Annotated in this window: 24 protein-coding genes; 15 read left to right on the top strand and 9 right to left on the bottom strand. The window is 34.9% G+C overall.

Annotated elements, in window-relative coordinates; genetic code table 11:
* Positions 1 to 4: 4 nt before the first annotated feature.
* From arsS to ACFE0M_RS11195, 4 genes are all read left to right on the top strand, one after another.
* On the top strand, positions 5 to 1060 hold the full coding sequence (gene arsS, locus ACFE0M_RS11210; protein ID WP_434545851.1) for an arsenosugar biosynthesis radical SAM (seleno)protein ArsS: 1056 nt from the start codon (positions 5 to 7) through the stop codon (positions 1058 to 1060).
* Between the two features lie 425 nt (positions 1061 to 1485).
* Positions 1486 to 2562: a fatty acid desaturase family protein gene (locus tag ACFE0M_RS11205; protein ID WP_434545850.1), complete on the top strand. Its 1077-nt coding sequence runs from the start codon at positions 1486 to 1488 to the stop codon at positions 2560 to 2562.
* 118 nt (positions 2563 to 2680) lie between these two features.
* Positions 2681 to 3055, top strand: a complete 375-nt coding sequence (locus ACFE0M_RS11200) for a carboxypeptidase regulatory-like domain-containing protein (RefSeq protein ID WP_434545849.1) — start codon at positions 2681 to 2683, stop codon at positions 3053 to 3055.
* Positions 3056 to 3295: 240 nt separating this feature from the next.
* Entirely contained in the window at positions 3296 to 4177 is an 882-nt protein-coding gene (locus ACFE0M_RS11195) for an alpha/beta hydrolase family protein (protein WP_434545848.1), read from the top strand.
* A 440-nt stretch (positions 4178 to 4617) separates the two neighbouring features.
* Here ACFE0M_RS11195 and ACFE0M_RS11190 read toward each other — a convergent pair whose 3' ends face one another.
* The 4 genes from ACFE0M_RS11190 to ACFE0M_RS11175 all read right to left on the bottom strand — a co-directional run bounded on the left by ACFE0M_RS11190 (position 4618) and on the right by ACFE0M_RS11175 (position 7000).
* Positions 4618 to 5601 carry a type II toxin-antitoxin system HipA family toxin gene (locus ACFE0M_RS11190; RefSeq protein WP_434545847.1) on the bottom strand — a complete coding sequence of 328 codons (984 nt, stop codon included), beginning with the start codon at positions 5599 to 5601 and terminating at the stop codon, positions 4618 to 4620.
* On the bottom strand, positions 5598 to 5927 hold the full coding sequence (locus ACFE0M_RS11185) for a HipA N-terminal domain-containing protein (RefSeq protein WP_434545846.1): 330 nt from the start codon (positions 5925 to 5927) through the stop codon (positions 5598 to 5600). Before ACFE0M_RS11185 ends, ACFE0M_RS11190 begins: the two co-directional genes overlap by 4 nt.
* Positions 5924 to 6145: a helix-turn-helix domain-containing protein gene (locus ACFE0M_RS11180; RefSeq protein WP_434545845.1), complete on the bottom strand. Its 222-nt coding sequence runs from the start codon at positions 6143 to 6145 to the stop codon at positions 5924 to 5926. The genes ACFE0M_RS11185 and ACFE0M_RS11180 overlap by 4 nt, the downstream gene beginning before the upstream one ends.
* A gap of 471 nt (positions 6146 to 6616) precedes the next feature.
* A complete protein-coding gene (locus ACFE0M_RS11175; RefSeq protein ID WP_434545844.1) occupies positions 6617 to 7000 on the bottom strand; it encodes a VOC family protein in 384 nt (127 codons plus the stop codon).
* A gap of 343 nt (positions 7001 to 7343) precedes the next feature.
* On the opposite strand from ACFE0M_RS11175, the gene ACFE0M_RS11170 reads away from it, so the two are divergent.
* The 3 genes from ACFE0M_RS11170 (at position 7344) to ACFE0M_RS11160 (ending at position 9361) form a co-directional block, all read left to right on the top strand.
* Positions 7344 to 7544, top strand: coding sequence for a hypothetical protein (locus tag ACFE0M_RS11170; protein WP_434545843.1), 201 nt, complete (start codon positions 7344 to 7346; stop codon positions 7542 to 7544).
* Between the two features lie 125 nt (positions 7545 to 7669).
* The gene (locus ACFE0M_RS11165; RefSeq protein WP_434545842.1) at positions 7670 to 8023 is read left to right on the top strand and encodes a SnoaL-like domain-containing protein; all 354 of its coding nucleotides are present in this window, start codon (positions 7670 to 7672) and stop codon (positions 8021 to 8023) included.
* 87 nt (positions 8024 to 8110) lie between these two features.
* On the top strand, positions 8111 to 9361 hold the full coding sequence (locus ACFE0M_RS11160) for a class I SAM-dependent methyltransferase (RefSeq protein ID WP_434545841.1): 1251 nt from the start codon (positions 8111 to 8113) through the stop codon (positions 9359 to 9361).
* A gap of 169 nt (positions 9362 to 9530) precedes the next feature.
* On the opposite strand, the gene ACFE0M_RS11155 is transcribed toward ACFE0M_RS11160, so the two are convergent.
* Positions 9531 to 9908: a hypothetical protein gene (locus ACFE0M_RS11155; RefSeq protein ID WP_434545840.1), complete on the bottom strand. Its 378-nt coding sequence runs from the start codon at positions 9906 to 9908 to the stop codon at positions 9531 to 9533.
* Positions 9905 to 10477 (bottom strand): RNA polymerase sigma factor, encoded by a 573-nt coding sequence (locus ACFE0M_RS11150; RefSeq protein WP_434545839.1) that lies wholly within the window; start codon positions 10475 to 10477, stop codon positions 9905 to 9907. The genes ACFE0M_RS11155 and ACFE0M_RS11150 overlap by 4 nt, the downstream gene beginning before the upstream one ends.
* 280 nt (positions 10478 to 10757) lie before the next feature.
* On the opposite strand from ACFE0M_RS11150, the gene ACFE0M_RS11145 reads away from it, so the two are divergent.
* From ACFE0M_RS11145 to ACFE0M_RS11135, 3 genes are all read left to right on the top strand, one after another.
* A complete protein-coding gene (locus ACFE0M_RS11145) occupies positions 10758 to 11135 on the top strand; it encodes a DUF6249 domain-containing protein (RefSeq protein ID WP_434545838.1) in 378 nt (125 codons plus the stop codon).
* Positions 11136 to 11356: 221 nt separating this feature from the next.
* A complete protein-coding gene (locus tag ACFE0M_RS11140) occupies positions 11357 to 13780 on the top strand; it encodes a penicillin acylase family protein (protein ID WP_434545837.1) in 2424 nt (807 codons plus the stop codon).
* Positions 13777 to 14148, top strand: coding sequence for a hypothetical protein (locus ACFE0M_RS11135; RefSeq protein ID WP_434545836.1), 372 nt, complete (start codon positions 13777 to 13779; stop codon positions 14146 to 14148). Before ACFE0M_RS11140 ends, ACFE0M_RS11135 begins: the two co-directional genes overlap by 4 nt.
* A gap of 103 nt (positions 14149 to 14251) precedes the next feature.
* Here ACFE0M_RS11135 and ACFE0M_RS11130 read toward each other — a convergent pair whose 3' ends face one another.
* Positions 14252 to 14758, bottom strand: a complete 507-nt coding sequence (locus ACFE0M_RS11130) for a DUF4920 domain-containing protein (RefSeq protein WP_434545835.1) — start codon at positions 14756 to 14758, stop codon at positions 14252 to 14254.
* 120 nt (positions 14759 to 14878) lie between these two features.
* On the opposite strand from ACFE0M_RS11130, the gene ACFE0M_RS11125 reads away from it, so the two are divergent.
* From ACFE0M_RS11125 to ACFE0M_RS11110, 4 genes are all read left to right on the top strand, one after another.
* Complete coding sequence (locus tag ACFE0M_RS11125) at positions 14879 to 15058, top strand: hypothetical protein (protein ID WP_434545834.1); 180 nt, start codon at positions 14879 to 14881, stop codon at positions 15056 to 15058.
* A gap of 169 nt (positions 15059 to 15227) precedes the next feature.
* The gene (gene leuS / locus ACFE0M_RS11120; RefSeq protein WP_434545833.1) at positions 15228 to 17960 is read left to right on the top strand and encodes a leucine--tRNA ligase; all 2733 of its coding nucleotides are present in this window, start codon (positions 15228 to 15230) and stop codon (positions 17958 to 17960) included.
* 236 nt (positions 17961 to 18196) lie between these two features.
* The gene (locus ACFE0M_RS11115) at positions 18197 to 18433 is read left to right on the top strand and encodes a hypothetical protein (protein ID WP_434545832.1); all 237 of its coding nucleotides are present in this window, start codon (positions 18197 to 18199) and stop codon (positions 18431 to 18433) included.
* Between the two features lie 110 nt (positions 18434 to 18543).
* Complete coding sequence (locus tag ACFE0M_RS11110; RefSeq protein WP_434545831.1) at positions 18544 to 18732, top strand: DUF433 domain-containing protein; 189 nt, start codon at positions 18544 to 18546, stop codon at positions 18730 to 18732.
* Between the two features lie 262 nt (positions 18733 to 18994).
* Here the strand turns inward: ACFE0M_RS11110 and ACFE0M_RS11105 are convergent, their stop codons facing one another.
* Together ACFE0M_RS11105 and ACFE0M_RS11100 are read right to left on the bottom strand one after the other, a co-directional pair.
* Positions 18995 to 19588 (bottom strand): DUF6992 family protein, encoded by a 594-nt coding sequence (locus ACFE0M_RS11105; RefSeq protein WP_434545830.1) that lies wholly within the window; start codon positions 19586 to 19588, stop codon positions 18995 to 18997.
* A 75-nt stretch (positions 19589 to 19663) separates the two neighbouring features.
* Entirely contained in the window at positions 19664 to 20248 is a 585-nt protein-coding gene (locus tag ACFE0M_RS11100) for an ACP phosphodiesterase (RefSeq protein WP_434545829.1), read from the bottom strand.
* Between the two features lie 79 nt (positions 20249 to 20327).
* Here ACFE0M_RS11100 and ACFE0M_RS11095 point away from each other — a divergent pair, with 79 nt between their 5' ends.
* Entirely contained in the window at positions 20328 to 20768 is a 441-nt protein-coding gene (locus ACFE0M_RS11095) for a hypothetical protein (RefSeq protein ID WP_434545828.1), read from the top strand.
* Positions 20769 to 20775: the final 7 nt, after the last annotated feature.

Raw genomic sequence — 20775 nt, 5'->3', positions numbered from 1 at the left:
TTTTATGACTTTAGCTACCCTTAAGAGAAGACAACATTTATTATCTTATGCTAAAAAACAACTTGATTTCCTTAATCAACCAAAGGAAAATGGAGAGCAGTTTACTTCATTCGAAAGCAAGTTAAATGAAACAGGTTTAGATCCGCTAAAACCCACAAAAATTGATACTTTTCAGATTAATGTGGGCTATATGTGCAATCTCACTTGTGGGCATTGCCATGTAGATGCTGGTCCGGATAGAAAGGAAATCATGACTCGAGAGACTATGCAAGACTGCATTGATTCTATTAAAGATACTGATATTTCTACAGTAGATTTAACAGGTGGTGCGCCCGAAATGAATCCTGATTTCCGTTGGTTTGTGGAGGAATTAAGCAAAATAAATAAGAAAGTAATTGTTCGATCTAATCTGACCATTATTCTAGCCAATCCGAAATACAATGATTTGCCAGAATTCTTTGCTAAGCATAATGTAGAGGTAGTTTGTTCTATGCCACACTTTACTCGTTTGAGAACTGATTCTCAAAGAGGGGATGGAGTTTTTGATAAGTCCATAACGGCATTGCAGATGTTGAATGAAGTCGGCTATGGAAAAGAAGGTACAGGTTTAATGTTGCATTTGGTTCATAATCCAAGTGGTGCCTTTATGCCAGGTAGTCAGGAGTCATTACAGAAAGAATTTAAAAAGAAATTATTTGATGCTTTCGGTATAGTTTTCAATGATTTATTTGCAATCACAAATTTACCAATTAGCCGATACCTTGATTACCTCATCAATAGTGGTAATTATGAGAATTATATGCAGAAATTAATTGACAGCTATAATCCTGATGCTGCAAAAAATGTGATGTGTAGGAATACGATTTCAATAAGTTGGGATGGCTATTTATATGACTGTGATTTTAATCAAATGCTGGAGATGAAATTGAAAGATGAGAATCTTCAGCATATTAAAAATTTCGATTTAGAAGCCTTGGAAGCTAGAGAAATTTTGGTGGATCAGCACTGCTATGGCTGTACAGCCGGAAGTGGTTCAAGCTGTGGTGGAGCTACTTCCTAAATTATTAAAAAACTAATTGATAAATGCCTTGATTCACCTTTTCGAATCAGGGTTTTTTTATTTAATCCTACTTTATTCAAAACCTGACAGATTTAATCATCCGGTAGCACATTGACCAGAATTTGAATTGAGTAATCTGAAGTCTTTTATTTCTTCAATTAATTACACAAAAAAGTAGGGTTTATAAAAATAAGAATTTTATCAGCACTCCTTATATTATGTAATTTGAATTTATTATTAATTACAAATGTTTGGTATTTGTTTAATTATTGTGGAGGATTCAAAAGAAAATACTTAACAAACGCATTTATTTTTCCACATTCATCGATTTAAGTGTAAATTTTTATGAGTATAAATGAATTACTTTTAAATTTATGAACCATTAACAATATTTGCTCGTTGAGCAGGTCAATAGTAAAATACTTATGCAAGAATTATCAGGAACAAAAATCACTGACAACAACTTTTTCCCTACATTGAAGAAGAAAGTTGATGCCTATTTCAAACAAAACGATTTGAAAACATGGGGTAATAAAAAATTATACACCAAAGCCACTATTTTATTGGTTTCATTTGCTACCCTTTACAGTCTAATTGTATTTGTTAGTATGCCAGCTTGGCTTTCTTTGACCTTATGCGGAATTTTCGGATTGAATTTAGCCGCTATCGGTTTTAATGTCATGCACGATGGAGCTCACGGAAGCTTCTCTAATAACAAGCACGTAAATTATATGATGGGACTGACCTTAAATCTTATGGGTGGGGTAGTTTTCATCTGGAAGAATAAACACAATAAAAATCACCACTCTTTCACTAATATTGAAGGTATGGATGATGATATTAATATTGGGCCTTTTATCAGAGTTTCAACTCACCAAAAGAAAAGATGGTATCATAAATTCCAACATATTTATGCCTATCCATTGTATGCGACTTCTTATGCATTTTGGGTTTTCTTCCAAGACTTCAAAAAATATTTCACCAGAAAAGTAGCGAATACTGAATTAGCAAAAATGAGTGTGAAGGAGCATATCATTTTTTGGGCAACAAAATTTGCCTATATCGCAACGTTTTTCATACTACCTATATTAATGAAAGGTGTATTAGCTACTATTTTAGGATATTTAGTAGTTTCAGTTGTTACAGGCTGGACAATCGGAGTAGTGTTCCAATTAGCTCATGTAGTAGAATCTACAGACTTCCACGATGCGCCTGTAGAAGGTGAAAAAATCATTCCAACGGAATGGGCAATTCACCAAATCAGAACTACTGCTAACTTTGGGACTAAAAACAAAGTTTTAAACTGGTACACTGGAGGATTGAACTTCCAAGTTGAGCATCACCTATTCCCTAGAATTAGTCATGTTCATTATCCGGCTATCAACAAATTGGTAAAAGAAACATGTGAGCAGTTCAATATTGCTTATAATGAATTCCCATCAATGATATCTGCAATGGGATCACACACAAGACATTTAAAATTAATCGGGCAAACTGCTTAATCATTAAAATATATTTAAATTGAAAGCAACAAATCTAAGGGTTTGTTGCTTTTTTTGTTTTACAGATTGATAACAATTCTATTTAGATAAACGTAGAACCATCCAAACATTAATAACTATGAAAAAATTAACAATTGCTTTAAGCCTACTAGTTTTATCAGCTTTTATGTTCTTTCAGTTTACTCCTAAAACTGAAAGTAATCAATTTTTAAAAACTAATTTAAGAATTGTGATTCAAGATGATTTAGGCAACATTCAAGAAGGAGCAACAGTCACACTTTATGGTAGCAACGAGGATTACAGAAAAAGTGAAAATCCTGTAGCAGAGTCTCAGGTTACTGATAAAAAGGGGAGAGTCACTTTTAAAGATTTAGAGCCTAAAGTATATCATATCCATGCTGAAAAGGGTAAAATGAACAATAATAATTTAGGGGTTCAAACGGATACATTAGAAGGTGGGAAATTAAATAAAGTTGCTATTGTAATTCAGTAAGTTATTTACAATTAATAAGCCTTAGGTAATATTCTTTTTTAAACAAATCTGTATTGTTATCTGAAGAAACTTTGTAGCCTGTCAGTATTTAGACAGCTTGCAATAGTTTCCGGGCATGCTGACTTTTCTTTAGATTCTTTTCAGATTATCTATTTTTGAACCAGATCATTTTGGTGAAACATATGCTAAATTTCCTACTTTTTATTATGCATGCCTAATACTTTTTCTCTAATTTCAAGCATGCAATCAGAAAGTCTATTTATTGAAAAAGAAAACTACCAACTTCATCTCAAGCGATTTTATATCACTGAGAATACCCCATCCGTATTTTTAGTCCACGGAAGCATAGAAGACGGCAAAATATTCTATTCCAAATCGGGTAAAGGATTCGCCCCTTTCCTAGCTGAAAATGGATTTGATGTATTTGTGGCTGACCTAAGGGGTAGAGGCAAAAGCAAGCCCCATCCAAGCCGAGATAACAACTTTGGAATGGCCTCGGCCTTTGAGGAAGACATTCCTGATTTCATAGCAAAAATCAAATCTATTAAGGGCAAGGAACCCGATCATTGGGTTTCTCACAGTTGGGGCGGTGTCCATTTGATGGCTTATTTGGCTAAAAATGAAGCGCCCAATTTAAAATCAATGGTCTTTTTTGGTAGCAAAAGAGATATAAGAGTCCGGAACTTTAAAAAGTTTTTGATAGTAGATTTATTATGGTTTGGCTACTGCACTTTCCTAGCTAAAATTAAAGGCTATTTACCCGCCAGAAAATATAAAATAGGCAGTGCCGATGAAGCCAAAGACTATTTCTTAGAAGTAAATAAATGGGTGCGCTCCAGAGACTGGAAAGACCTTCGAGACGGCTTTGATTATGCTGCTGCCCTGCAACAAAAAACGTTACCGCCCATTCTCTCCATAACAGGTGCCAACGATAAGCAAATCGGTCACCCAGTAGACTGCAGACGATTACTAAAAGAAATAGGTGATCAAGATAACTTTACCTTTAAAGTAATCGGCAAAAAACAGGGTTATAAACATGATTATGATCATATCAATTTACTTACACATAGGGATGCAAAAGATGATCATTTTCGGGAGGTTTTGGAGTGGTTGAGGGATTGAAACTTAGCATGCTTTTAGCTTCGCAACTCGCGCAATTTATTCCCACCACAACCTGTCCCGCATTTATCGGGAAAAGAACAAGAGAACACATAAGAAAATAACCAAGGTTATTTTTTAGGTTGAAGTAGAGGATTCAGGCTCCGTAGGTGCCTACTTATGGTAACTGAAAACTGATGCCAATCCTTAGCTCCGTAGGAGCGACCTTACGGCTAAGGTGCCTGCTTCCAAATATAAGGTCGTTCCTACGGAACTGTGGAGATTGACTTTGATTGTTTTTACCATATGGTCGTTCCGCTGGAACTTAGGTAAGCAGGGATGGAAGGAAAACACTTTGGTCTGACGGTTGGAACCGTCTGACCGATAAATGAAACCGCCATTTTTGTAGATTAGCGATTAGACGGTTCCAACCGTCAAACTGCAACGCAATTACGCTTCTTTTATCACTCCCTTTCTAATTTCTTCAATCGGGTTAAATAAGCCTGTTCGTAATTTCGCTTCATTTTTTCAGACAAATAGGAGTTATGGATCAAACGAAGTACTTCTTCCTTTTTGGAGGTGAGTAAAGAGAAAATACCATTAATAACATTTGAACTAATACCCGCTAGTTCGCCTAATATGTAAAACTGCTCATGAATTTTTCCCTTTGTTAAAGCTGGAGGCAACAAACCCTCATCCAAGGCAAAATCTTTATCTTTAATATGCATACGACTATTCAGTAAATCATAAGCCGGACTCAATTTATGATCTCCTAATTCAGTTTGGATAAGCGAGAAGTTTTTAAAGTGTGCATCTCCATTGGAAAACAAATAGTTGAACAGAATGAGTTGAAAAAGCTTTGGCGCTTCCACACTATAAGCCGGAATATATTTTTTCAGCAATTCAAATAGCTCATAATAATTACCTAAATACTTATAATGTTCTCCATGGGTTTGTGGCGTTCGTTTCGCTAAGGCTGAAAAATCTTCTTGTGCGCGTTTAGAACCGTCTTCTTTCACATCAAATCGCTTGGTGATATATGCCGGATCTCCATTACTAAAGAAAATAAGGGCATTTTCAGCAGTTTCTATATTAAAAACCTGCCTTGCAATTTGCATGGTTAAATGTTCATTGGCTGGCATTTGTTCCCGGTTTTTGCCCGCATTCGGTATGGGTTTAAGAATGTATTGTCCCTGTTCCCCTTCCTTGATGAGGCGCAATTTGTTTTTATCCAACAAAACCGAAAACTTTTCTTGCACACCAGAAATAGACATTCTTTTTCGATTATCCTCAAAAAGTTCATCGCTATTTTCATTTGAAGCTGGTGATTGATAAGGAAGTACATGACTTACTTTTTTGCCCTTAAAAACACGCTTCAAAGCCGTTGAAGAATAGCTTTGATGACCTTCTTTTAATGTTCCAGGGCAATATTGGATATCGGGCATCATGCTTGATCAATTTTTATGATTTGAACGGCTCCAATAGTGTCATTTGCAGCAGTAGTGAGCAATAAGCCAAAATCATCTTTTTGATCAATTCGCATGGCATGACAGACCACCTGCTTATTACTGCCTTCTGGTAACATATTGTAGAAAAATGGGAATAAATGCTCTGAACTATATTCCTGCTGATTTTTAGGTAAGGTTAGACTAATAGCCGGTTTATCTGCTGCATTAAACCAAGCATCATGGTAACGAAACACATAGGCTCCATTATCTAACTGGCTAAGCAAGCCTGCTTCTTCATTTTTGTAAAGTACTTTAGCCTGTCTCATTTGTTAGCGTTTAATGTTTTGACTTTTAAAGTCAATTCTAAACCTAGTGCATCAGCTAATTTGCTAATGGTTTTTAAAGTGGGATTGCCTTTACCACTTTCAAATTGCTTTAAAGCCCTCAGGCTTACACCTGATAGCTCTGCCAGCATTTCTTGGTTGACTTGCAGCATTTCCCTCCGCGCTTTAATGGTTTCAATTAGTTCTGAAAAGTGCAACATAATGCTCTATTTGTATCAAAAGTAAAGAATGTTTGTGATAAAAACAATGTAAGTGTATTTTAATGCACTTAATAGCAATTTTTAGTTAAGACAGAGTTGTTTTTAGGTAAATAGTGCGTTAAAATGCACTAATTCTATTATCTAAGGAAGCTAACAAGCAACATAAATGCCTTTTTAAATAGCTAGATTTGTTAATGAAATGAGCTTTAGAATGTAGAACATGGCAGGAACGGGGAATATTTGGTCTGACGGTTGGAACCGTCTGACCGATGCATGAAGTCGCCAATTTTGCAGATTAACGATTAGACGGTTCCAACCGTCAAACCGTAGTGCCAATACTCTACTTTTATCACTCCCTTTCTAATTTCTTCAAGTGGGTTAAATAAGTTTATTCGTAATTTTGATTCATGCGATCGGACAAATTGCCACCATGCAGAGCATGGCGAGAACAGGGGATGGGCCTTTTGTCCTTCATTTCGCTTCTTGATCATATTGCATAGCACACAGTAAATTCCCTTCTGTATCGAGGAATTTAGCGATCCATCCCACATAAGGAATAGCGGTTTTATCCATTAAGATTTTACCACCACTGTCCTTAATTTTCTCAATGGTGAGGTCAATATTTTCAACACTAATGGAACATTCCAATCCGATAATCTTTTCAGGCAATGGAGAATATTTTCTAGACTGTAAAGCCCCTATAAGTTCTCCATCTTCTGATTTGTGATCCTGGATTTGAAGAAAATCCGACTGACCATAGGAATTAAAACCCCAATCAAAAACCTTATCGTAGAATTTCTTTGCTCTGTCTATATCATCTGTGTATATAGCAAAATGTGTCAATCGATTTTTCATATCCTTCAATTTACATGATTACGCAATGAATATAATCAAAAAAATCAGGATGGCGTTTGATTATATCTCAGGAAATTACAGTGATTTTGAATTGCGGTTCTTAGTTAATACCTCTTACTCCTACTATCTCACCTTCATCCTCAACTACAAAGTAATCTTCGGTTTCATTCTCAAGGTAATGAACTAATCCCGCTCTTTCCGTTTTATCAAAATATTTCACTGGTTTAGAAATCTTAAAACTACTACGAAGCTAGTTTGAATTGTACTTTTAATTGGATTTGCAGCTTTAATCTATTTCCAAATAGAAGGCGCCTTATGGCAAATCATTTGGTTCCTGGCAACCGTGATTTTGATTCCAGGAGGCACCTATTTCATCATGACTTCTTTAAGACAAGCCAATGCAAAAATGGTCGCTCCGCAGGAAATGAGTGAGTTTATCTGGTACAGCATCATTTTCAAAAATCGCTTGAACTTGATCGTGGCCAGTGCGCTTTGTTTACTTTATGGAATGTTTAATTTACAGTTTAGAGAGAAGTTTGTGTAAAAAACTAACTGTGATGATTTGTCATAATAATCTAGATTAACATTACGTTAAATTTCCATTTTTTTTAAACCTTTTTTAAATTTTAATGTATATACATATATTGTATCGACATTAAATAAAATATTATGACTTTAAGAGAAAAAACACAAGACATTTACAACCTAATAGGTGAAGGAAAATTATTAGATGCATTTGATAAATACTACGGTGAAAACGTAGTAATTACAGAACCAAGAGGAACTTGGAAAGGAAAAGCAGAATGCAGAAAGCACGAGGAAGAATTCTTAGGCATGATCAAAGAATTTCATGGAATGAAAGTAAGCGCTATTACTTCAGACGAAGAAGGTGGTGTAGTAATGCACGAAACTTCTATGGATGTTACTTTTCAAGATGGTAACAGAGTGAATATGGAGCAAGTAGGCGTTCAGAAATGGGAAGATGGTAAAATCGTTCATGAACGTTTTTACTACCAAGGATAATACATTCTTCCGAAAAAAATGAAAGCAGGCTATTCGGTCTGCTTTTTTTATTTTTACCATTTTGAGTAAATAAATAGGAATTACTTCTTGCCTAATAACACCCAACCTTACCTTAATATTAATTTCAATGCGGATAATTTAGCAAGCTTCCGTAGCTTTGCATTTAATATGAATGAAACGCAACAATTTTTTCAGGAACTCAAAAAATCTCTTCAAGAAGATTCTTTTGTAAAGCTTACCTTAAGTAAACCAATAAGTAAATCAGCAGACTTGCAAAATGTTTATTTGAGAGAAGTGGAGCTCAAAAATGAGAAATTGATCTCTTTTACCTATCGCTTTAAAACAAATGATCAGGTGAAAAATTATAGTTTTGAGGAGACCATAACGGAATTGGAGAATCTATTGCAAACTTCTTTTCGTATTGCCACCCTATTCACTTTGGAGAAAGATACTGCCATTCGATTCAATAAAAAGGGGAAAGCTACTATTACAAATAACCCTGCTACCTTCAGTGATAAGCTGCCTGCAGATCATGATAAGCAGAAAGTAAAGCGGGCATCAGACAGCGAGTTTTTAATTCATTTAGGAATAAAAAATCAGCAGGGAAAAGTGATTCCAAAAATGGCTGATAAGTATAAGCAAATTAATAAATACCTAGAAATCATTGACGGATTGCTCAAATCTACCACACTTCCAAAGAAAATCAATATTGTGGACATGGGATCTGGCAAAGGCTATTTAACCTTTGCACTTTATGATTTTTTGAAGAATACTCGAAAGCTGGATGTTAAGGTGACCGGTATAGAACTAAGGGAAGAGCTTGTAACTTACTGCAATGAGGTAGCCAAAAAATGTGGATACACCAATCTATCATTTATTTCAGAACGCATAGAAAATTATGACAAGGATAAAATTGATATATTAATAGCACTTCATGCCTGTGATACCGCTACGGACGATGCCATTTATAAAGGCTTAGTTTCTAAATCATCTCTCATTATATGTGCTCCATGCTGTCATAAGCAGGTTCGTCAAAGTGTTAAAGGTACTGCTCAGGAAAATCCTATGCTAAAATATGGCATTTTTCAAGAGCGTCAGTTTGAGATGGTAACCGATACGATCCGGGCACTTCTATTGGAGAGGAACCAGTACAAAACCAAAGTCTTCGAATTTATTTCAAATGAACATACGAGAAAGAATGTAATGTTGGTGGGGTCAAAGGCTAGTAAAGCGCCTAATATTGAAGCCATTGATGCCAAACTAGCGGGTTTAAAGAATGATTATGGAGTAACCGAACATTATTTGGAGACCCAATTAGACAAGCTTGGGAAATATTAATTCCAATATTGGACGCTAGAAACAATAGAAAGCTATAATCAAGACTGCCTCCATTCTCTATCTATTATGCATTAAAAAAAACTGTGGTTACATTGAATTAAATCAACAGAGAGGATATCCCTCAATTTGTTTGTGCTCAAATCATCTGTATGAGACGTAATTAGTATTTCTATCTAATTTTAAAATTCCATTTCTCCCACCAGATCCATGCCCAAAAGCCAAAAGCCAAAACAGCAGAAGCAATGAACCAACTAAAATGAATATGAATTGTATTTAGGCTAAATATATCCCAATTAAAATTTAATGATGGTAAAGCCATATCAAAAGAGGTGAACTGGGGATTAGCCTGAAAAAGTGAATACCCAACTAATGCCAGAAAAATGATGGGAATAATATAAACTATTACAGATTTATTCTCCTCCAATGATAAAGATTTTTTATCAAATTCCATTGCTTCGATTTTACGCATGGTTTTACTAGAAAAATCATAGGATGGATGTTCTGCATTTTGCTGCAATAAATTTCTAATTTCCTTTTCTTCCATCATCTTAAACTTTCAATTTCACTTTTCAATAACATCTTGAGATTTAATTCCAAACGTTTTCTGGCTCTATGCAGTTGCACCTTTGCAGTATTTCTATTAATACCCGTGATCTCTTCAATTTCCTTAAGGTCACATTCATTTTGATAGTATAAAGTAATTAAAGTACTTTCTTGACTACTCATTTTTGCCAATGCCTTTTTTATAAAGCCTTTTCTTTCTTCCAACAGCAAGTCCTTCATTCCATCATCTAATAGTGACCCACCAATTTTTTCATCTGCTAGCTCTTCAGAAAAGCCCAGCCGTTTATTTGAAGTAATTTTATTGAGGCTATTATTATAGGTAATTCTGTAAAGCCAGGTGCTAAATTTGGAATTACCCTTAAATGACTTAATTCTTTTATAAGCTTTTACAAAACTATCCTGAGCTACTTCCTCGGCATCCTCTCTATTCTTAATAATCCTCAATGCCAAATTGAAAACCTGCTTTTCATAAAGCACTATAATCTCATTAAAAGCATGGATTTCTCCTTGCTTAACTTTTAGAATGATATTGAGAATTCTTTTTTCTTCCACTTATTAGTTGTTCCATCCATTTGACAAGTTAAAAATGCCGCTGGTTACACGAAATTAAGTTTTATTATTAAAAAAAATTATAATGCTTACTATTCCTCAACTAAGATGGAAAAAAGACCTTCAATTTAAAACAGCTAAAACTATTGACACTACTACTAAAACTCAAATAATTCGAGTAAAAAAACAATTGTGAAAGAAATATGAAAGAAGTTGTAACCATCGCACCATTTCATTTGTCCAAAGAGCGATTTCAAAATTTAAACTTTAAAAACAATTTCTTATGGAAGCAGTCATAACATTTATTGCATTATTTGCCACTATTTTTGGTATTTCTTATTACTTCCTTTACACCAGGAACAAGGAAAGATTAGCGATGATAGAATCTGGAGCAGATGCTTCACTATTTCAAACCCAAAAAAAGAATAAAAGGATACATCCTGCCTACAGTATCACAATGGTCATCGGTATGTTAGGAATAGGGATCGGAATAGGATTAATTTTAGCATTAACTATTGTTCATTCAATTGACATGAAGTACAGTAATGAACCAATATTTTTATCATGTATATTTACATTTGGTGGGTTAGGATTAATAAGCTCATATTTTATCTTGAGGTCACTTGATAAGAAAGATGAAAAATCAGATAAACTAGCATAAAAAGTTTCAATATCTATAAAAAGCCAAAATTGATCGCCAATTAGCAAATATTCAATCTTGGCTTTTATTTATTGTCTTATTTCAGGAATTATTTAGCTAATTCCTGAATTTTTAATATCCCTACATAAGTTTAAATCTGTCATCATAAATTTTATAGAAATTGATTATATTAATAATCCAATTTTTTATACATTAGGCGATGATTTAATGCTTCTATCCCTATGAATTTTATAAAATTTATTTTCCCCTTTCTCATTTCATTAGCTCTAGTTGTGGGCTTAAATAATAAATGGGGTCAAATACCACCGTTAGGAAAGTTTTTGGATCCCTACAATGGCTTTTGGGCCAATTCAGAAAATCAAAATATCCCATTTGAGGAAAAACCAGTTATAGAAGGGCTTAATGAAACCGTCAGTATTTACTACGATTCCATTTTGGTACCTCATGTTTATGCTAATAACGACCATGATTTGTATATGGCTCAAGGATTTGTCACCGCACAAAATCGATTATGGCAAATGGAGTTCCAAACACATGCATCAGGGGGTAGGGTTTCTGAAATTATAGGTAAAGATGCTTTGGATTTTGACCGATATCAAAGAAGAAATGGATTACTGTATGGAGCTGAGAAAGCCGTGAAGTTGATGGCAGAAGATCCAATCATTGGACCAATGCTAAACGCATATACTGAAGGTATAAATGAATATATAGCTTCTTTAGAATACAAAGATCTTCCTATTGAATATAAATTATTGGACTATAAACCTGAGCCATGGACTAATTTAAAATCAGGTTTACTCTTAAAATACATGGCAAATGATTTAGCCGGTGGCGATAGTGATGCAGAAAATACACAGTTAGTTAAAATGCTTGGGAAAGAAAGATTTGATTTTTTGTTTCCAGATAGATATAAAGATTTCGATCCTGTAATTCCTAAGAAAAGGAACTGGGATTTCGAAGCAAAAAAAGTAGAAAGGCCTGATTCTATCAATTTCCCACTTGTTTTCCCGGATGATAAAGCTCCACAACCAAATCCGCAAAATGGCAGCAACAATTGGACTGTTCATGGTAGTAAAACCTCAACCGGAAAACCAATGCTTGCCAATGATCCGCATCTTGGACTCAACTTACCGTCAATATGGTATGTAATGCATTTGAACTCACCATCTGTAAATGTTTATGGTTCCACTTTACCCGGTGCTTTAGGAGTTATAATTGGTTTTAATGATAGTGTTACTTGGGGCGTAACCAATGCCACTAGGGATGTTCGTGATTGGTATCACATCACTTTCAAAGATGATGATAAGCAAGAATATTTTTACAACGGAAAATGGCTTAAGACTCAAAAAATCATACAGGAATTTAAAATCCGCGGTGAGGAAAGCTTTCATGATACCATTTACTATACTCACCATGGCCCCATCGTCTATGATGAAAACTTTAGATCGGAAAATAGTAAGACAAATTTTGCATTAAGATGGACAGCACATGATCCTTCCAACGAACAATTGACGTTCCATTTGCTCAATAGGGCTAAGAATTACGATGATTATGAAGAAGCACTGACTCATTATGATTGCCCAGCTCAAAACTTTGCTTATGCAGATGTTCATGGCGATATAGCTTTGTGGATTAATGGCAAATTTCCATTAAGGTGGGAAGAACAAGGGAAGTTCATCATGGATGGCTCCAGAGCAGATATGGATTGGGCAGGATTCATTCCTAGAGAGCACAATGCATATATGAAAAATCCTGAACAGGGATTTTTAAGTTCGGCCAACCAAATTCCAGTGGACAGCACTTATCCTTATTATCATTATGACAGAGGGTTTGAACATTATAGAAACAGAAGGTTAAACCAAAAATTAGAAACGCTGGAAAATATTACTGTTGAGGATATGATGCGCCTGCAAAACGACAATTTCTGGTTGATGGCTTCTGAAATTTTACCAATTATATTAGACAGCCTAAATCGAAATAATATGAATGAGGCTGAAAAAATCGCATTTGAGTCTTTATCCAATTGGAATTATATGGCGAATCAAGACTTGACGGCCCCAGCCTATTTTGAAGTTCTGTGGAATAAATTATATCGAAACTTATGGGATGAATTCTATGGCTTGGAAGTTCCAGTTAGAAGACCTGAATTGCCTGTTACCATTCAAGTTTTAAAGGAACATCCTGATGATCCTTACATAGATAATCGAAAAACCGACAAAATTGAAAGTATTACCGATTTATATCAAATGAGTTTTCAATCTGCAGTTGATTCAGTGGAAAATTGGAAATCTGTTAATGAAAAAGAGTTGACTTGGAGTAATTTCAAGAACACCACCGTTCAACATTTGGCAAGATTGGCACCATTCAGCTCAGATAATTTACAGATAGGAGGGAACAAGCATATTTTAAATGCAACCTCAGGAAGGCATGGTCCTTCATGGAGAATGATTGTTTCTATGGAAAATCCTATTAAAGCTTATGGTGTTTATCCGGGAGGACAATCCGGTAATCCGGGTAGTTATTATTACGACAATTTGATTGGAAGCTGGGCCAATGGAGAATATTATGAATTGGAGAATAAGGCTAATGCTTCCGATCTGAAAAATGTTATTTTCACTCAAACTTTAACCCCACAAGCAAAATGAAATTTATCATCAGAACTATAATCATTGTAGTAGCGGCTCATTTCTCATTGCTGTATTTTCCGTGGTGGTCAATGGCGATATGTGCATTTTTTGCAGGGGCAATTATAGCAGGAAAAAATCTTAGTACTTTTTTTAGTGGATTTGTCGGTTTAGGCTTTTTATGGTTGATCCAAGCATTTATTACCCACAATGATTCAAATGGAATACTATCCAATAAAATCGCAGAATTATTCGGTTTGAGTGACGGTATTTATATGGTTATAATTTCAGGAATAGTAGCTGGCTTAGTTGGTGGTTTCAGTTCTTTGAGTGGATTCCGATTCCGCAGATTATTCAGCAGGGATAAAAGCAGAGGATTATACCGGTAGTATTGACAATTTAGATTTGAAAGACAAAAAGCAGTCAAATTTTATAATCTGACTGCTTTTTTTTGACAACTCTGCATTTTAGGACTTGTACAATTACCTGCTTTTATTCTATCAGTTTAACTCCAGAAGCCACAAATTTATAATCCATTTTTGGTTGGGTGATTTGGGCAATTTCTTCCTTGGATTTTCCTCCATCCTCAGCAAAATGCTTTAAAGTTTCCACATCAGTCTCTTCAATTTTAGCTGTTCCATTCATCTTTACAGACTTCCCTGCCAAATCCTTCGGCATAAAGAAGCCATAATCTTTGAAAGTAACTCGCATAGATTCTCCATTTGGTAAGTCAACTTTCATCCAGCAACCTTTTGCTTGACAAACCTCGGTCACTTTAGCTTCCACTACTGCCATAACAGAATCACTTGAATTCATGTCACTTACTAAAATATCCAATGGGGTTACATTTTCAACATTAAAAGATTCACCTAAAAAAGTCTCCTCTTTTTCAATTACTACTTTTTCTTCTACTTCTGAAGTTTGTTCAGAACTTTCTTTTTGATTACATGCAGAGAATCCTACTGCCATTACTAGAACTGATAAAAATATTTTCTTCATGATTTTTTGATTTTGGATACGAAGGTAATTTTTATCTCGTTAAGAAAAAAGAAAAAAATCAATGCAACTTTTTAAGGTTTGGCATAATCATTGTAAATGAAGATCATAAATAGGATAAAGATGGAAAAGTCTAAAAATTTAAGCCGAAACGTTTTCCTAGCTATTGGAATAATAGTCGGTATTCTAATTTTCCTTTTAGGCTCACAGCTTAATGCTAATTTAGGACATGCTCAAAAGCAAGAGTTCAAAAACGAACAGCTTAAAGATCCAAATCCTATTGTTAAGAAATTTTTTAGTTAGTTTTAGTTTAGTGATTAGTTGGTTAATGATTAAAGGTGCTTATGGGCACCTTTTTTTATGTCTTTTTCAAAATCTTATATCAAATTAATTCCTTACCAAGTCAAAAGCCTTAATTTTGCACTTTCGATCATTTAATTAGAATCTAGAATAGATTAATATATAAAGCAATATGTCAGAATATCAGTTCAGAGAAACCGAAAAGAAATGGCAAGCCTACTGGGAGAAAAACCAAGTATTCAAAGCAGAAGACAATTTTAACAAACCAAAATATTACACCTTAGACATGTTTCCTTATCCTTCGGGTGCAGGCCTTCATGTTGGGCACCCTCTAGGGTATATAGCTTCGGATATTGTGGCTAGATACAAAAAGCAACAGGGTTTTAATGTTTTGCATCCTATGGGATTTGATTCATTCGGTCTTCCTGCCGAGCAATATGCAATTCAAACTGGACAACACCCTGCTATTACTACTGAGCAAAACATCAATCGGTATATTGAGCAATTAAAGAATATTGGTTTTGCTTATGATTGGCAAAGAGAAGTCCGCACCAGTGATCCATCATTCTATAAATGGACACAATGGATATTCATGCAGTTATTCAATAGCTGGTATGATTTGGTAGATGATAGAGCTCGACATATCTTAGTTTTAGAAGAGCACTTTGAGAAAACTGGGAATCAGTTAGTAAAGGCTGCTTGTGATGAAGATGTTGAGCCTTTTTCTGCTGAAGACTGGTTTAATTTCTCTGAAGAAGAAAAACAAAAGATTCTTTTAAAGTATAGAATCGCATATCTATCAGAAGCAGTAGTAAACTGGTGTCCGGCATTGGGCACGGTACTGTCCAATGATGAAGTAAAAGATGGCTACAGCGAAAGAGGGGGTCATCCTGTTGAGCGCAAAAAAATGATGCAGTGGAGCATGAGGATTTCTGCATTTGCCGATCGCCTATTGAGAGGATTGGAAGATTTGGATTGGCCCGAGCCAATTAAAGAAATGCAGCGTAACTGGATTGGAAAATCGGTTGGAGCTCAATTATCCTTCCCTTTAGCTGAAAAAGATGAGAATATTGAGGTTTTTACTACTCGAATAGACACCATTTATGGAGTTACTTTTATGGTATTAGCTCCTGAGCATGAGTTAGTAGAAAAAATTACAACTGATGCTCAAAGACAAGATGTTGAAGAATATGTAAGCATTGCAAAAAACCGTTCTGAACGTGAAAGAATGACGGAAGTGAAACGAGTGTCAGGAGTTTTTACCGGTGCTTATGCTATCCATCCTTTCACTGAAGAAAAAATACCTGTTTGGATTGGGGATTATGTATTAGCAGGATATGGAACCGGGGCAGTTATGGCCGTTCCTTCTGATGACGATAGAGACAAAGCCTTTGCTGAGCATTTTGATTTACCAATAGTAGAAGTGGTTGATAATGATAAAATCATTAATTCTGACTTTCTAACTGGCTTAAGTATTAAAGATGCTCAAATGAAAGCTATTGACTTTATGAAGGATAAGGGGATCGGCTATGCTAAAATCAACTACCGAATGCGAGATGCTATTTTTAGCCGTCAGCGCTATTGGGGTGAGCCCGTTCCAGTTTATTTCAAAAATGGAATTCCTTATCTATTAGAAGAAGATCAATTGCCATTGGAATTACCTGAAGTAGATAAATATTTACCAACTGAAGACGGTGAACCACCTTTAGCCAGAGCAAAAAACTGGAAAACGGAAGATGGTTTTGAGTTGGAGAAAAGCACTATGCCGGGCTGGGCAGGCTCAAGTTGGTATATGTTCCGCTATATGGATGCCCACAATAAAGATGCTTTTGTTGATGAAGAAAAGCAACAATATTGGCAAAATGTTGATCTATACATTGGCGGATCTGAACACGCAACCGGTCACCTACTTTACTCAAGATTCTGGACAAAATTCCTTTACGATTTAGGATACTTAAGCGTAGATGAACCATTCCAAAAGATGATCAATCAGGGGATGATTCAGGGAAGGAGTAATTTTGTTTACAGGGTAGAAGGCGAAAATAAATTTGTATCACATGGATTAAAGGATCAATATAAAACCCAAAGCCTGCATGTTGATGTCAATATTGTACATAATGATGTTTTAGATTTAGAAGCTTTCAAAAAATGGCGTCCAGAACATGCTGATGCTGAATTCATTTTAGAAGACGGAAAGTATTTATGCGGAGCTGAAGTAGAAAAAATGTCCAAATCAAAGTACAATGTGGTAAATCCTGATGACGTGATTGAAAAATACGGTGCGGATACATTGAGACTGTATGAAATGTTCCTGGGGCCATTGGAGCAATTCAAACCTTGGAATACTAATGGAATTGACGGAACTGCAAAATTCTTGAAGAAATTATGGAGATTATTCCATGATGCGGAGGGAAACTTCAAAGTGGAAGAAGGCGAACCAAATAAAAAAGCTTTAAAAGCTCTGCATCAGGCCATCCAAAAGGCGGAATATGATATTGAGCATTTTTCTTTCAATACTTCAGTTTCCACGTTCATGATTTGCGTGAATACCTTAACTGATTTGAAGTGCAATAACAAAGAAGTTTTAAGTGATTTAATAAGAATTATAGCACCTTACGCTCCTCATATTTGTGAGGAATTATGGTCATTATTGGGCAATGAAGGAAGTATTTCAGAAGCTGGTTGGCCAATATTCAATCCTGATTTTGTAAAAGAGGATGAGCATACATACCCTGTATCCGTAAATGGAAAGCATAGAGATAATATGACCTTTGCTTTGGATGCAACTAAAGAGGAAATAGAAAAGGCTGTACTAGCTAACCCTAAAGTGCAAAAGTGGGTTGAAGATAAGCCGATTAAGAAAATGATTATTGTACCTAAGAAAATTGTGAATATTGTAGTTTAAATTATCCAAGCGAGACGCTTGAACCAGTATAAGCTTTGTTCGGTCTGACGCATAGCGCGTCAGACCGATTACTTTTGTTGGTACATTTGAGTTGGCACACTTGAGCCGGCACACCCAACTATGGTAGCTGGCGCAAGCGTCCGCTTGGACTTTATAGCTTAAAATCACTTAGCTGGCGCAAGCGTCTCGCTTGTGTCTTTTCAACATAAATCAGTTCAATTTTTACTAAAGAAGTTATGAAAAGCAGCGCAGTAGTTCACGAATATTTCAAAAGAGTTTTTGATGACTATATTGTATTAGTACAACTCAATCCAATTGATTATAGTGGATTGGAACTTATCGTTCATCCTGATAAAAAATTGGAAAAGACTAAAATGCAATTTGATGAGGACATCAAAGAGGACTTGGAAGTAGATGAATTTAAACCCATCACCGCTTTAGAATTTAATTTGTATTTGAAGGGTTTGGTTTAGTTCCTAACATCTTTTCAATATCAATTATTTAAAGATGGTTTTATCAAATTGCAACTTAATTAAATTTCAATTAGTTTTATTAAAGTAATTTGAATGCTATTTTCATAATCATGAAAGAACTATTGAAAAGGATTACTATCAATCAAGAAATTTGTCACGGAAAGCCTTGTATTAGAGGAATGAGATGGCCACTAGAGGTTATTATAGATATGCTTGGTTCCGGAATGACAAATGAGGAGATATTGGAAGATCATCCTGAGCTAGAGAAAGCAGATATTTTGGCTTGTCTGAATTTTTAAAAGCAATTCCTTTCGTATCAAACTATTTTAGCCAAATTCCAACTAGCAATAGCCACCCCTGTAATCCCCTCAAGGGGATATTTCGCACAGATTTGCATCAACAGATAATATTAAGTTTTACCAATATTTTTTTACAATTATTAATCAAATAATGTATTTAAAACTATTGTAGGTATATGTGTCTTGTACCTTAGTTACAAACTTACTAAATAGTTATCACCCACTAGGCGCGTGTGCTCAGGTCTCTTTTAAAACCAAATACTTATAACCCAAAAACAACCCCAACCTGATTCGGACCTATTTGCACATGAGTTAAAAAATCAGAAATCTGACTGCTTTGTTTGCTATGGATGGTATGCAGAATGATATCAAAAACAAAGAGAAAGCTACCTTGTAAAATCACAGATTTGCCATATCCTTTTAATCTCTCAGGTCTTTTAGTAGTGTTTTTAGCTCTTTCCATTAAATAAAATCCACCAGCTATATAGGCCAAATCCAAACCCGCATTAAAAAGTAAGGTTTTTTGAAAGCTAACTTGATCATTCAACATGGTAGAAGCATTTTCTGGCATTTCACCAGTTGCGGTGAAATAATATCCAGCTCCGGCTATTCCTAAATTCACCACATTCCAAATCAGATTCATTTCATGGAAATAAGCTGTTTGTCCACTAGATTGACTTCTTCCTATAGCTCCTGTAATCATATTACCTACAGCCCAAGTACCCAAAATAGCCATCCCAGTTTTTCTGATTTTTACATCTTTTTCATATTCGTTTGTAATTGAGCTGTTTTGAGAAAAGCCATCAAATGTAAAAAATAGGAATGTAAAAGTGAGTATGAACAAATAGGTTTTCATAGCAATTTATTTTTTAAGAGAACGGCATAGGTTTTAATGAATATAAAGCATCTAAAGTTAGCGTTTGTTTAAATTTCAGTTCTTTTTCAAAAAATTATAGCAATAAGCCCTAAGCTCAGGGAAAAAAGACTCAAAATCTTCCTCAAACTCTTGATGATACTTCTTTAATTCCACAATAGACTCATCCATCTTGGAATTAAAATTCGATCTATTGGCCATTCCTCTCATTACTCTTTCAATTCCTTCAAAATATTGATAATTATACAACCAATCATGTTTTATCATGAAAGGAAGTATATGCACAACTTTTTTAGGCAATATACTGATATGGCTTTCCAACATTTTATATTGTTGATTCACATATACCCGTAAATCCTGATCATGATAATTTGCCCAATTTCTGGCTAAATAATGATCATAATAAATATCTACAATCACACCCGCATAATGACCATATTTAGGTCTCAACCTATCTTTACTTTTTTGCACAATAGAATGATGGTCTGTGAATTCATCTATTGCCCAGTGCATCCGTATTCCTTTATTAATGGTTTTATTATAATTTTCCATATCGGAAGCCTTTACAAAATCACCAATAAAATTGCCAATTTTCACTTCATCTACTTCACCTGACAGATATAAATGTGCTAAGAAATTCATGACTTTCAATATAAGGTAATTCAATCAAATATTCCCTAACATTTTGTATATTGCTCATTGATGTGAAGTTTTTTAAACCATGAAATTTGAGCTGGAATTGACTACAGATAAAATACACTCCCATTTAATCCATTTATATCAACTGGCAAAAATTGATAATCGCTTTGTAAAAGAAGAAAAAAGATACTTATATGCTTTAGGTAGAAAGAATAATGTAAGTGAAAAAGAAGTAGATGAAATTATTCAAGATGCCGTAAATATGGAATTTCATGAGCCGGAAACAATTAAAGAGAAAATCATCTTTCTCTATGAATATATTCAAATGATGTTGGTTGATAATAAGCTGGACGAGAGAGAAGCTCAAATGTGCGCAATTATAGCTGAACGAATGGGTTTGGACAGAGGATTGGTGGGAAGTATGACCAATTCAATTGTTACGGCTAAGGATGAAGATAAAAGGCCTGAGTTAAGTGATGAAGAGCTTTCACTCTATATCAGCAATCCTGATGAATTACTTTAAAAAGAGA

The sequence above is a fragment of the Marivirga sp. genome, from assembly GCF_051117495.1.
Classification (GTDB): domain Bacteria; phylum Bacteroidota; class Bacteroidia; order Cytophagales; family Cyclobacteriaceae; genus Marivirga.
The sequence above is the reverse complement of the archived record's forward strand: the minus strand, read 5'-3'. Positions and strand labels throughout refer to the sequence as shown.